The following is a 13,325-nucleotide window of genomic DNA, read 5'->3' as shown; positions in this document are numbered from 1 at the left end:
TAACAAGACGGCAACCAATCAGCCAGCTAAAAAATATTAAACTAAGGAGGAAGATAGCATGTTTTGTTACCAGTGCGAACAGACCGCCGGCGGAACCTGCTGCACCAAAGTGGGAGTATGCGGGAAAAACGAAGATGTAGCCAGCCTGCAGGATGCCTTGATCATCGGGTTGAAAGGTGTAGCGGCTTATGCCTTCCATGCCGGAGAATTAGGCTACAGGGATGAGAAAGTGGACGCTTTTATGCACGACGCGCTGTTTACCACCCTTACCAACGTTAACTTTGACCTGGAAAATCACGTGGCCAAAGTGCTCCAGTGCGGCGAAATGAACCTGCGCGCCATGGAGCTTTTGGACAAAGCCAACGTCGAGCGGTTCGGCTCCCCCGAGCCCGCCACCGTATCCACCGGCTTTAAGCCCGGCCCGGCTGTACTGATCACCGGCCACGATTTGCTTGACCTGTACGAATTGCTGCAGCAGGCCGAAGCCCAGGGGGTAAATGTTTACACCCACGGTGAAATGCTGCCGGCCCACGCCTATCCTGAACTTAGGAAATTTAAAAACCTGGTGGGGCATTACGGCACCGCCTGGCAGAATCAGAAAAAAGAATTTGAAGAATTTCCGGGCGCGATTCTCGGCACCACCAACTGTGTGCTGCTTCCCAAAGAAAGCTATAAAGATCGCATGTTTACCTGCGGCATCGCCAGGCTGCCCGGCGTGACCCATGTTGAAAACCGCGATTTCAGCGCTGTAATCGCCAAAGCCCAAGAAGTGCAGCCGCTGCCGGAAAAACAAGGCGGTACCCTGACAACCGGCTTCCATCACAACTTTGTTCTTTCCATTGCCGACAAAGTAATTGCAGCCGTTAAAGCAGGCAAAATCAGACACATCTTTTTAGTGGGCGGCTGTGAGGGCGCCAAGTCCTCCCGCAGCTATTACACCGAGCTGGTTAAACAAATCCCGGATGACTGCCTGGTAATTACGCTGGGCTGCGGCAAATACCGGTTTAACTATATGGATCTGGGTGACATTGACGGCATCCCGCGCCTTCTGGACATGGGCCAGTGCAATAACGCTTACTCGGCCATCCAGGTGGCGGTAGCCCTGGCCGGTGCCTTCAACTGCGGTGTGAACGACCTGCCGCTCAGCCTGGTGCTCTCCTGGTTCGAACAAAAGGCGGTTTCCATTCTGTTTACACTGCTGCACCTTGGGGTGAAGAACATCCGCATCGGCCCCTCGGCCCCGGCGTTCCTGACACCCAATGTGCTGGGCGTGATCCAGCAGAATTACGGCCTGAAGCTGATCACTACACCGGAACAGGATCTGAAAGATATGTTGGCTTAATCAATGACAAAAGCTGAGTAATTGTCGGACCCAAGGTTCTTTAACAAAAAAAGCATGCCCGGTTGCAAACGTACCGGGCATGCTTTTTTTATTTATGCTATGCTACTGGTTCGTTCCCTGATTATTGGTTTCCCCGGGGGCCTGGTTTTCAGGCTGCTGCCGGTCGGGGGCCGCCTGTTCCGAGGGGGTGGGCTGTTCCTTTTCCGGCGCAGGTTTTACCGGTTGAACAGGCTCCTGGGCCGGGGCTGGCGTCACTGAAGGCGTTGGCTTGGGTGCCGGTGTCGGAGCCGGCTGGTTTTGTGCCGGCGCCTCCGGTTTTTCCTCTTCTGTTTCTTTATACTCAAAGCCCACACCGTTTACAGCCTTATCGGTTTTAGCCAGCTTATAAACTTTTACCTGCGATTTCTGATCAGTTTTCTGATCAGATTTTTGATCTTCTGCCAGATCACTCTCGACAAGTTTTACATCAAGCCAGATAAAATTCTGGCTGGGTACCCGCTGGATAACCTCGCTGATTTTAACTGTTTCATTCTGATCTTCCGGGTTTAAAATAATATAGTTGTTATTGTCAACTGCCGCCCAGGCCGCTTCCTCCGTGCCGGACATAGCCGCAATAATTTTCTTGACGGATGAGGGGACTTGATCCTCATCAACCTCGGTAAAACCAATATTGGATTCACTGGGTATTAATTTGGCCTGCTGAGCGGGCGGGGCGGGTTTCTGCTGAGCGCTGCACCCAAAAACAGCAAGGGCCAGCAAGACAGTCAGCAGCGTGAATAGTTTTTTCATGCGTGGCACTCCTCATGTAGTATTTTCAGTATATATTTCCTTCCAATTGGATTAACTATGCGCTGTTGGATTATAAAAAACAATTTTTTTGAGAGAATACTCCCTAAGCAAAGCAAGCCATAAATGACAGGGGAGTATTAAAAATGGACAATTTTTTTAAATTAAAAGAACATAATACCAACGCCCGAACGGAAATTATCGCCGGGCTGACTACTTTCATGACCATGGCGTACATATTGTTTTTAAACCCCAATATTCTGGCGGCTACGGGAATGGACAAAAACGCCGTGTTTTTTGCCACCGCGGTGGCGGCCGGGGTGGTTACCATCGCCATGGGGCTTTTTGTCAATTACCCCATTGCCCTGGCGCCGGGCATGGGGTTAAACGCCTATTTTGCCACCGTGGCCGCCCAGCACGTGGGGATACCGTGGCAGGCCGCACTGGGTGCGGTCTTTATTTCCGGCATCATCTTTATTCTTCTAACCTTGACCCATATACGCCAGCTGTTGGTGGATGCCATCCCGAGCTCGATAAAAAAATCCATCATTGTCGGTATCGGGCTGTTTATCAGCATGCTGGGTTTTAAAATGGCCGAAATGATGGTGATTAAAGCAGGCCCGGTGATTCCGCCGACATTGGAATCGCTGCAGCGGCAAGGTGGCGTCGCCACCCTGCAGTTTTTTGAGTGGAATGTTTTTTTCGGCTCCTTTGCCAACCCGATGACGCTGCTGGCTTTGATCGGCCTGATTATATCAGCCCTTTTAATGTCCAGAAGAATCAAGGGTGCGCTTCTTTTCGGCATTATCATCACCACCTTGATCGGTCTCCCCCTTGGGGTTACCCAGCTGCCCGCTAATTTTCAACCCTTTGCCCTGCCCGATTTGTCTCAGCTGGCGGTCGGCCGGCTGGATCTGCGCGGGGCTTTGGATTTGGGGCTGTGGACGGCAATTTTCACTTTTACCTTTGTCGAGTTATTTGATACTTTCGGCACCCTGGTGGGAACTGCAGGCAAAGCCGGGTTATTGGATAAGCAGGGGAGATCCCCCAAACTGGGGCGGGCGATGCTGGTGGATGCCTGCGGCGTATCTTTCGGGGCGCTGATGGGCACCAGTACCGTGACCGCCTACATTGAAAGCACTGCGGGCATAGCCGAAGGGGGGAAAACCGGCCTAACCGCGGTGACCACCGGCGTGTTGTTCCTACTGGCACTGGTTCTGGCGCCGCTGGCCGGCCTTATTCCCGGGGCCGCCACCGCGCCGGCGCTGATTATCGTGGGGCTGCTGATGGCCCAGTCGGTTAAAGATATTAACTTTGAAGATTTTACCGAAGGGCTGCCGTCGTTTTTGACCATGGTGCTGATGCCTTTTACCGGCAGCATCGCCAACGGCATCGCCGCCGGTATCATTTTTTACGCCCTGTTGAAGTTAACCAGCGGCAGGGCCAGGGAAGTGCACTGGCTGATGTGGGCGCTGGCGGTGCTGGTGGTGGCAAGATACCTGTTCCTGGCCGAGCACTAAGTTAGGAGTTAGAAGTCAGGAGTCAGGAGTCAGAATTCAGGAGTCAGGATATGATAACGGGTGAACAATTCTTATTGAAAGTTCCGGGTAAACATTTTTGCTTTTTCCCCGTCCAGAAAATCTTCAACATTTTTAATGCCCAGCTGCTCTAAAAGTTTCATTACGTATTTATTGTCCACCGGGGTACGGGAGGGCGCTTCTTGTCCGTATTTCTCCACAAAATCTCTTCCCGCCCCGGCATCGATCAGGGCTTTGGGTCCTCCTACACACCCGCCGGAGCAGCCCATTCCTTCCAGGAAATTAGCTTCTATTTTATCGTCTAATATATTTTTAAGCATTTCCCGGCAGTCCTTGACGCCGTCGGCCTGGATGGCGCGGATTTTAATTTCCTTTTGCGGCCGAAGCCTGTTTAATGTCTCTGCAACCGCCCGGCTCACTCCCCCGGTGTGGGCGTAGATCCTGCCGGCCGTGGAGGAATGCTCACTTTCGTCCTCTTCCATTGTCTCCGGGTTTATGGCAACCGCCTCAAATATCTGTTTGACTTCCTGAAAGGTTAGCACGGCGTCCACCGCGTCGCTGACGTCCGGTTCCTTGGCTTCCGCCTTTTTGGCGATGCAAGGCCCGATAAACACGACTTTGGCGCCTGGGTGCAAATGCTTGACCCCTCTGCCGCAGGCCACCATGGGCGAGACCGAGGGCGATATGTGGGGGATTAAATCCTGATAAACCCGCTTGACCATAGAAACCCAAATTGGGCAGCAGCAGCTGGTCAGCAGGAAATCCTTTGCTTTGGTGACGTGCCTGTCAAATTCCAGCGCTTCTTTTAAAGTAAGGATATCCGCAAACAACGCCACTTCCACCATGCCGTAAAAGCCAAGCCTTTTCAGTGCTGCGCGCATTTTGCCCGGGCTTACTTCAGGCCCGAATTGCCCGATAAAAGCGGGGGCCACAATGGCAAACACCGGCACCTTGCGGTTTTTTAGCAGTTCAATCAGGGGGACGAACTCCTTTTTATCCACCAGGGAATAATGTCGGCATACTTCAACGCATTTGCCGCAGCCGGAGCAGTTGTTCTGCTTAATAACCACGTTGCCTTCCATATCGCGGACAATGGCGTTAAACAGGCACGAGGCCTCGCAATTGTCCTCCCGGTTGAGGTTGCAGTCTTTATGGCAGTCCTTGACCTTAAAAACAACTCTGTTGGGGTCGCCTTCGCCGGAGGCGTATTTGATGTACTCATCCGTATGCTCATCGCCGTTTTGGCGTATTTTTTCAATTTCCTCAGCCATGTTGCCCCGGTAAGAGGATTTAACCAGTTTTTTAAAAATTTCGTCGTAGACCGGCTCGCTCATGTAGAACGCCTCCTCTTAACTTATACCAGGGTATTTCTCGAAAGGCTTGTTTTTATATATAACCAGGCAGCGAAACTCCACCAACCCAGGAAGGTAAGAAAACTGAATACAGGATAAAACCATGTTTTAAAGTCAAATAAACCAATGTTTTGCACAAAATAACCATAACCAAGACTGGAAAAGGCAAAAGTTACTACATAAAAATATAAAAACGGGCGTCGATGCGGTAAAAAACGGAGAAATATCATAACGGTAAAAGTCCAGCTGGGGGGAGAAAGGATATTATGCCCCAGGACAGCAAAAATTCCTGCATTTTTAAACCAAATGATGTGGAAAAGATTTGAAAAAAGGCTTACGGCGATAACATCGCCGAGTCCCCCAATAAGTAAGCCGTAGATGAAATACTTTTTATAATCTTCTTTGGGGATGTAAAGTAGTGATAATATAAATGCCAGCACTAAATATACCGGGTAAAATAAAGTTGTTGCCATTTAAGCTCCTTCTAACTATCCGTTTAGTGTATATTAAGGAATAGTCTTACCCCTGCTTAAAACTATTATGTAAGGAGTGGTGCGGTATAAAAATGTGTTATGCTGCGGATTATGTTAAAAAACTGCGTGCTGCCGTTGGTCACGACCCGGTTATCCTGAACGGGGCCAAGGTGCTCGTTATAGACGGGCAGGGTCGTTTGCTGCTGCAAAAAAGAAAAGACGGCTGCTGGGATTTGCCGGGCGGGTTGATGGAACTGGGCGAATCACTGGAGGATACCGCCAGAAGGGAACTAAAGGAAGAGGCCAACATAGAAATAGGTGAGTTGAAACTGCTGGGAGTTTATTCCGGGCCGGAGTACTTTGTAACGCTGCCCAACTGGGACCAGTATTACGCAGTAACAGCCGCGTATGTTACGAATGATTTTTCCGGCCGGCTTCAGCCTGACGGGGTGGAAGGGGTGGAACTACGATTTTTTGATCGGGATGCGATGCCGGATAAGATTAACCCGAAAATGATGGCGATAATAGGGGATTTTATAAAGTTATAATAAGCGGCCACCTGAAAAGATCCCTGACACTACAATAGAGCAAATAAAAAGAGAGCCTTTTTGAGCTAATTGATCAAGAAAAACTATAGCTTAATGACGACCTCGAAATAAGTCTATGAGATGGTGGTATCCAAAAGAAAACCGTTACTCAAAAAGGTCTCTCTTCCTGGCTTCAGATTCCTCCCTGAGATTTCTCACCCGGTTCGAAATAGCTTTAGATGTTTTTAATTCAGGGTAATCCTTTTGATCCAATATGCCCGATGCTCTTTGAATAGTTTTTCTTTGTTTTGCCCTTGGTAATTCTTTTTGCGTGGCATCAATGATGAATTTACTTTTAAACTTTTTCCAGCAATCCTAATCGCAAGTCTTCTTCAACCTGCTGCGCTAATTTATAGTGTATTTTTTTACCGGTTGCGGTCATGGGCAGTTGTTTTACAAAATAGTAATATCTGGGCCTCTTATAATTGGCCAGCATCGGATGCTCCATGCAATATTTATTGAGTTCATCAACCGTAAGCGAAGGATCGCTTTTTACCACATAAGCAACTATTATTTGCCCCCACTTTGGGTCATTCAACCCTACCACTACAGAATCACCAATTTTCGGGTTTTCATTAAGTGCTTCCTCAACCTGTACCGGATAAACGTTTTCACCGCCGGATATAAGCATATCGTCTTTTCTGCTGACAATGGTTACATATTCGCTTTTATCCCAGGTGCCCAGATCACCGGTATATACCCAACCCTTATAAAATCGCTTTTTACTTTGCTCGGGATTATTAAAATAACTGTAAGCGCACTTTCCGGGGCACCAAACAATTATCTCCCCGACTTCCCGGTTGTCCTTGGCAACGTGTTCATAAGGCTCGGCCAGCCGGTCATCGCAAACCTTTACCACGGCCATATCATCGTCAGTACAGGTTCTCCCGGCGCTGCCGGCATTTTGCGGCAGATCAAAAGGCCTTAAAAAAGTATTCCAGAACGATTCGGTAGTACCATACCCGTTAAAAATGTTTGGGGTAAGCACCTTTTGATATCTGATGCAAGCCTCTTTCTCCAGGGGAGCTCCCATAGTGACAATGCCCTTTAATGTGCTAATGTTTTTCGGATTGTTAATTTGTTGATCGCACAACATTTTAAGCACGGGAGGAACACCAATTAGGTAAGTAATATTATACTTCTGAACATAGTCCAGGACGGACCTGGCCTCGAAATTTCGCAGCAGAATTACCTCGCCTCCCACATAAAGGGTCGGTATCGGGCCCCCTGAATACAACCCGCCACGATGGAACCACGGAGTCATATTCATCGTTTTATCCAAAGGAGACAGAGGAAAGTGCATTATCACATCGTGGGCACTTAATATTTCGTTTATTTGATTTATAGGAACTCCTTTGGGCATACCGGTGGTTCCTGAAGTATACAGGCGGGTGACTTCATCATAAATATGGGAACGACATTCAACCGGCGGCTCGGTATCAGGCATCCCGCGCAGATAATCTTCGAAGGTGACCGTACCGGGAAATGTGCTGCCTTTTCCGGAATAATCAACTAACACAATCCTCTTTGGCTTATGCCTGGCCATCTCCAGGGCTTTTTCGGCTGTTTCACTGATTTCCGAATCATAGACAAACACTGCAGGTTTGCAGTCATCAATAATAAAAGCAGTTTCTCCGGGGGAAAGCCGGAAATTTATGGGGCAATTGATGGCACCGATTTTTTGTGGCGCAAGATAGAAAAAAACAAATTCCGTGCAGTTAAGCAGCTGATACATGACTACATTATTCTTATCAACGCCGTCTTTTGCCAGCGCATTTGCCAGTTTATTACACTCTAAATTCAATTTTGCATAAGTCCAGCTTTTTTCCCTAACAGTACAAGTTAAAGCTTTTCTGTTGGCGAAACGGCGGGTATTACGTAAAAATCCATTAATATAAGTAAAATCGTGTTCAAATGTCTCTCTGAACATCCCTACATCATATGTAAACTGCGTCTCTGCCATATTTTCACCTCCTTTTATTTCAACCTTTTACTTACGGAATTTACTGAAGTCCGGCTTTCTTTTTTCCATAAAAGCGTTTCTACCCTCCATAGCTTCATCTGTACCATAATAAAGATTTAAAGCGATCCCGGCTATGGAATGAATCCCCCAAATCGCTTCGGTATCCGCATTAAAAGACGCCTTTAGTGCGGCCAAAGCGGTAGGGCTGTGGGACAGCAAGGTATCACACATCTTTTCCACTTCTTCCTCCAGGTTCTCAGGCGGGACTACCTTGTTCACCAATCCCATCTTCAGGGCATCTTCAGCCGTGTATTGCTGGCAGAGGTACCAGATTTCCCTGGCTTTCTTTTCCCCGACTATTCTGGCCAGGTAAGCGGAACCATAACCGGCGTCGAAACTGCCGACCCGGGGACCAACCTGGCCGAACTTGGCTTTTTCGGACGCCACGGACAAATCACATACCACATGAATAACGTGGCCGCCGCCGATGGCGTAGCCGTTGACCATAGCCACTACCGGCTTGGGAATTGTCCTGATTATCTGCAATAGCATAGCGTGGTTGTTGGCCAGAGGCAGGTTTTCCAGTCCTTCCAAACCGCTCTTTTCCGAATTAGAAGTAGCATAACCATCTTTAGAACGGATTGATTGATCTCCTCCGACAGAAAAGGCCCTGTCGCCGGCGCCGGTAATAATAATCACACCTATATTTTTGTCAGTCCAGGCATCTAACAGGGCACTGATCATTTCTTGTAAAGTCTGGTTGGTAAAGGCATTTAGCTTATTGGGCCTATTAATAGTAACCCTGGCTTTGCCGTCGTATTTGGTGTAAAGAATATCTTGAAATTTCACAATTAATCCCTCCTGAATCAATTTTGTTAAACGTAGCGAACGAAAAAGTTCATGGCGCACCTATCTTAGTAGGGTAAAAATTCCCGGCCAAAGACCTCTCTGGAAATAATGATTTTTTGCACTTGCGCCGTACCGTCGCCGATTTGCAGCCCTATGACATCCCTCATGCGCTGCTCTATAGGAAATTCCCTGGTATAACCATAATGCCCGTGGATAAGCAGGCATTCGTGAATAGCAGCCACCGCTAGTTCCGGGCACAGCCACTTGCACATCGCGGCTTCTTTGGTATGAGGCAACTCCTGATCCCTTAACCAAAGGGCGCGGTAGCACAACCAGCGGGCTGCCTCCAACCGGGTAAGCCATTCCACCAGGGGAAAGGAGATACCTTCGAATTTCGCCAGGGGCTTGCCAAAGACACTGCGTTGCTTTACATATTCAACAGTTTCTTCAATAGTGATCTGTGCCGCACCCAGACACATGAGGGCAATGATTACACGGCTGTAATCAAAGGCCTGCATTACCTGAATAAAACCGCCCCCTTCCTGTCCGATTAAATTTTCCTCCGGTATTACTATGTCATCTAAAAAGAGAGAACCGCGCACAATAGCCTTGCTGCCCATGTCCGGGTATGACTGCAGGGTAATTCCGGGCAGATCCAGAGGCACCAAGAAAGCGCTAATCCCTCTGGCTCCCGCCGCCGGATCAGTTTTAGCAAAGACTACGGCCGCGTCGGAAGCCCTGAGCAGGCTGATGGCGGATTTTTCTCCGTTTAAGACATAGCTATCTTCTTTTTTAACAGCCCGTGCATTCAGGGCTGCTGCGTCGCAACCTGCCTGCGGTTCAGTTAAAGCTATGCAAATTATCTTTTCACCTTTGGCCATTTTGCTTAACCAGTTGTTTTTTATTTTTTCCGTAGCAAATCTTTCTATGATATCCCCAACCAGACAGGTCATAAGTACGCCATACGCGCAGTTAAAATCACCCCGGGCAATTTCTTCCGCGATCAAGCCTGCTGTAACGCAGTCGGCTTCTTGCCCGCCGTATCTTTCAGAAACCCGCAGCCCCAATAGGTCCAATTCAGCCATCTTAGCCCACTGTTCATAGGGAAATTCTTCTTTCTGGTCCCAATAGCCATATTGGGGCAGCAATACTTTATTGGCAAAGTTTCTTACCACTTTAGCCATAGATTCCTGCACGTCGTTAAACCTAAAATCCAAGATACATCCCACCTCTACAGCATATTTAATCCGCCATTAACACTTAAAGTCTGACCGGTAATGTAAGCAGCCTCGTCAGAAGCCATAAACAGCACGGCATTAGCAAGATCACCCGGTCGACCTAAACGGCGGAAAGGAATTGTTTTAACCAGAGCCTCCGCAATTTGGGGATTCCCTGCGGCAATTTCGGCAAAAAGTGGTGTATCAGTGGGGCCGGGAGCCACACAATTAATATTGATTTTATACCGGGCCATTTCTCTGGCCAAAGTTTTGGTAAAAGCTATAACCCCTCCTTTAGCGGCGGAGTATACCGCTTCACCCGTAGAACCAACTCGGCCGGCATCAGAGGCTATGTTGACAATCTTACCGCACTTTCGGGAAATCATTATGGGTAGTACTGCCCGGCAAGAGCAAATCGTTCCTTTGAGATTTATGGCGAGCACCTTATTCCAAGTGTCTTCCGTACTATCCATAAAGGGCTCTATTTTATCCCAACCGGCGTTATTAACCAATATATCTACTGTGCTGTATTTCTCCAGCACAGTACCAACCAATGCACCTATCGAATCCCTTTCAGTTATATTTACTTTCACCGCCAGCGCATCACCACCGGTTGACTCAATTTCTCCGGCCACATAGGCAGCGGAACTAAAATCCAAATCAGCAACTACAACCTTGGCGCCCTCCCTGGAAAAAGCCTTGGCAATGGCACAGCCGATTCCCCTGCCAGCACCGGTAACAATGGCTACTTTATCTTTAAGCCTCATTATCTATACCCCCAATCAATAATTGATACATCAAAATGCAATTTGCCTGCCAGACGTGAAATTATGGATTAATAAGCGTTTCTTGGCATAGAATACTTGAAAAATAAGGCAAGAACGCAATTATTCTTGCAATGTTGCAATTGACTATTGTCTAAGCCAATAGGTTATATTGACCCTTTTCCCAAACCACCATTTAGGTATATAATTTTGGCATATAATTATTTTTGAAACAGTTACGCTTCAGTTAATAAGGAACACAAATTGCATTGTTGCATTAAATGTCTGAAATTTCTGCCTATATCCCCTATAGATCAAGGAATAATAAAAAAGCTTGGGAGGGATAACCTTGACCAGTTTTGTCGTTACCAAACAACGGCTTGATGATAATAATATGATCAATAAGACGCCTATTATTGCTCAATCAGTTGAAATGAAGGAACTGTTAAGGACGGCAATGCAGGTGGCAAAGGTAGATTGCACTGTTTTATTGTTGGGTGAATCCGGTACCGGTAAGGAAGTGCTGGCCAAATTAATACATAAATACAGCGAACGTTCCGGCCCCCTGGTCAAAGTTAATTGCGGGGCAATTCCCGAAACCCTGCTGGAATCAGAGCTTTTCGGCTATGAATACGGGGCTTTTACAGGCGCCAAAAGGGAAGGTAGCGCCGGAAAGTTTGAGCAAGCCCATAAGGGCATCATTTTACTGGATGAAATCGGCGATTTGCCGTTACATCTTCAGGTTAAACTACTGCGTATTCTCCAGGAAAAAGAAGTTATACGAATAGGGAGCAGCAAAGCCAAGCCGATAGATACCAGGGTTATTGCCGCCACCAATAAAAATTTATACAAGATGGTGCAGGAAGGTAAATTTCGAGAAGATCTTTTTTACAGACTTAACGTTATTCCCCTTAAAATACCTCCCTTGCGGGAACGAAGAGGGGATATCATGCCCCTGATTTACTTTTTTAAAAAAAAGTTTGAACAGAAATATAAGCATAAAATGAATTGCTCGTCCGAGGTTATTCGAGTTTTCATGTCATACGATTGGCCAGGCAATGTCCGGGAACTTGAAAATGTTATTGAAAGAATATATGTGATTTCAGCACCCGGTGAATTAGTTACCCAGGAAATATTAATACGAGATTATTTAAATATCCACAGAGAAAAGCAGCTGACTAAAACTATATCCGTCCACGGTTTAACTTCACTTAAAACAGCAGTGGAAGAAGTTGAGCGTCAGTTAATTACAATAGCTTTAAATGAATTTAAAACTTTAAAACAAGTTGCTTTGGCGCTGAATGTGGATGAATCAACTGTAAGTCGTAAGATTAAAAAACTAAACATCCCCTTGCGATAACGTAACTCATTCCACGCTGGTTAGATTAAATGGTGGTTAACCTGTGGGATCAGGCCAGCAAGAACCTGATTTACATTCCACGATGGTTAGATTAAATGTACGACGTCGCAAGGTTTAAGATACTTCAGCATTGCATATTTACATTCCACGATGGATCAACTTCTTTATTGTTAGTTATTTCCATTTACACAAAACTTTTTACGTTCTCAATGCCTAATGCCGGGAGTGCAATAAAGTTTGTGTAAATGGCTAATTCCTATGTTTTGATTATACATTGAAACACTACAAGTATCTGGTCGCCCTTTACGTGGAGGGAGGCCTATGTTAGCCTACTGCGGCGAAAGGCCCAAGCAAACGCAGGGCTCGTAACGCTGGCTGCCCTTTACAAGGAATATGGGGTCTAATATCAATAGTTGTGCCTTGTAGCGGAAAGACCCCTAAGTGCAGCTGGGTCTGCCGCATTCCACGATGGTTAGATTAAATGCCAAGTGATAACATTTCATCAATGTAAGTTAATCCATTTACATTCTACGATGGTTAGATTAAATGGATCTCGGCCCTAACCAGCGCGTCCATGAGAAACTTATTTACATTCCACAATGGTTAGATTAAATGTGTTTAGGGGGTGCCGTAATGGGATATGTGTTACAGCTAAGCTATTTTGTCCAAGAATTGACGGCTTAAAGTGTCTTTAATTTGACGAAATAATTGTCCAAAGCCTATATTCATGCGATTTTGAATAAATGTTGTGACGAGCTAAAAATATTCGCATTTTCGGATTTTTAGGGCAAAAAGTGGGTTGACGGACTGATTTGGCCATTTTGGCTCACTTTTGGACATTGACGGCGACTTGCCGCAAAGGGGCCACAGACCCCCAAAAACAAGATGGACATAAACGCTCATCGAATATAACGCTAAATAAAACACTTGGAGGCGCAGTAGAATCGTCTGACTGACTGACTGACGATTCTACTTTGGCATCATTGTCCGTCAGACCCTGGACAATTTTCACCATCATTGTTAGTACATTATAGACTGGTAGAAACGGATATGGAAAAAAATTTACATTCCACGATGGTTAGATTAAATGTTAA

The 13,325-nt window shown here is 46.8% G+C and carries 11 protein-coding genes; 4 read left to right on the top strand and 7 right to left on the bottom strand.

Annotation, left to right across the window (positions count from 1 at the left end; genetic code table 11):
- The first annotated feature begins 58 nt into the window (after positions 1-58).
- A complete protein-coding gene (gene hcp, locus BM056_RS13550; RefSeq protein ID WP_092471967.1) occupies positions 59-1,342 on the top strand; it encodes a hydroxylamine reductase in 1,284 nt (427 codons plus the stop codon).
- Between the two features lie 102 nt (positions 1,343-1,444).
- Here the strand turns inward: hcp and BM056_RS13545 are convergent, their stop codons facing one another.
- Positions 1,445-2,131: a hypothetical protein gene (locus BM056_RS13545; protein WP_092471966.1), complete on the bottom strand. Its 687-nt coding sequence runs from the start codon at positions 2,129-2,131 to the stop codon at positions 1,445-1,447.
- Positions 2,132-2,274: 143 nt separating this feature from the next.
- On the opposite strand from BM056_RS13545, the gene BM056_RS13540 reads away from it, so the two are divergent.
- The gene (locus BM056_RS13540; RefSeq protein ID WP_092471965.1) at positions 2,275-3,648 is read left to right on the top strand and encodes an NCS2 family permease; all 1,374 of its coding nucleotides are present in this window, start codon (positions 2,275-2,277) and stop codon (positions 3,646-3,648) included.
- 71 nt (positions 3,649-3,719) lie between these two features.
- Here the strand turns inward: BM056_RS13540 and BM056_RS13535 are convergent, their stop codons facing one another.
- Together BM056_RS13535 and BM056_RS13530 are read right to left on the bottom strand one after the other, a co-directional pair.
- Positions 3,720-5,000 carry a [Fe-Fe] hydrogenase large subunit C-terminal domain-containing protein gene (locus tag BM056_RS13535; RefSeq protein ID WP_092471964.1) on the bottom strand — a complete coding sequence of 427 codons (1,281 nt, stop codon included), beginning with the start codon at positions 4,998-5,000 and terminating at the stop codon, positions 3,720-3,722.
- Positions 5,001-5,020: 20 nt separating this feature from the next.
- Positions 5,021-5,491, bottom strand: coding sequence for a hypothetical protein (locus BM056_RS13530; RefSeq protein ID WP_092471963.1), 471 nt, complete (start codon positions 5,489-5,491; stop codon positions 5,021-5,023).
- 92 nt (positions 5,492-5,583) lie between these two features.
- Here BM056_RS13530 and BM056_RS13525 point away from each other — a divergent pair, with 92 nt between their 5' ends.
- Positions 5,584-6,039, top strand: coding sequence for an NUDIX hydrolase (locus tag BM056_RS13525; protein WP_092471962.1), 456 nt, complete (start codon positions 5,584-5,586; stop codon positions 6,037-6,039).
- A gap of 334 nt (positions 6,040-6,373) precedes the next feature.
- Here the strand turns inward: BM056_RS13525 and BM056_RS13520 are convergent, their stop codons facing one another.
- The 4 genes from BM056_RS13520 to BM056_RS13505 all read right to left on the bottom strand — a co-directional run bounded on the left by BM056_RS13520 (position 6,374) and on the right by BM056_RS13505 (position 10,874).
- Positions 6,374-8,041 (bottom strand): class I adenylate-forming enzyme family protein, encoded by a 1,668-nt coding sequence (locus BM056_RS13520; protein WP_092471961.1) that lies wholly within the window; start codon positions 8,039-8,041, stop codon positions 6,374-6,376.
- A 27-nt stretch (positions 8,042-8,068) separates the two neighbouring features.
- On the bottom strand, positions 8,069-8,890 hold the full coding sequence (gene menB, locus BM056_RS13515) for a 1,4-dihydroxy-2-naphthoyl-CoA synthase (RefSeq protein WP_092471960.1): 822 nt from the start codon (positions 8,888-8,890) through the stop codon (positions 8,069-8,071).
- Positions 8,891-8,955: 65 nt separating this feature from the next.
- Positions 8,956-10,107 carry an acyl-CoA dehydrogenase family protein gene (locus BM056_RS13510; protein WP_092471959.1) on the bottom strand — a complete coding sequence of 384 codons (1,152 nt, stop codon included), beginning with the start codon at positions 10,105-10,107 and terminating at the stop codon, positions 8,956-8,958.
- A gap of 14 nt (positions 10,108-10,121) precedes the next feature.
- Entirely contained in the window at positions 10,122-10,874 is a 753-nt protein-coding gene (locus BM056_RS13505) for an SDR family NAD(P)-dependent oxidoreductase (protein WP_092471958.1), read from the bottom strand.
- 346 nt (positions 10,875-11,220) lie between these two features.
- Between BM056_RS13505 and BM056_RS13500 the strand changes: the two genes are divergently transcribed.
- The gene (locus BM056_RS13500) at positions 11,221-12,231 is read left to right on the top strand and encodes a sigma-54 interaction domain-containing protein (RefSeq protein ID WP_092471957.1); all 1,011 of its coding nucleotides are present in this window, start codon (positions 11,221-11,223) and stop codon (positions 12,229-12,231) included.
- The last annotated feature ends 1,094 nt before the right edge of the window (positions 12,232-13,325 follow it).

The sequence above is a fragment of the Desulfotruncus arcticus DSM 17038 genome (assembly GCF_900113335.1).
Classification (GTDB): Bacteria; Bacillota; Desulfotomaculia; order Desulfotomaculales; family Desulfallaceae; genus Desulfotruncus; species Desulfotruncus arcticus.
The sequence above is the reverse complement of the archived record's forward strand: the minus strand, read 5'-3'. Positions and strand labels throughout refer to the sequence as shown.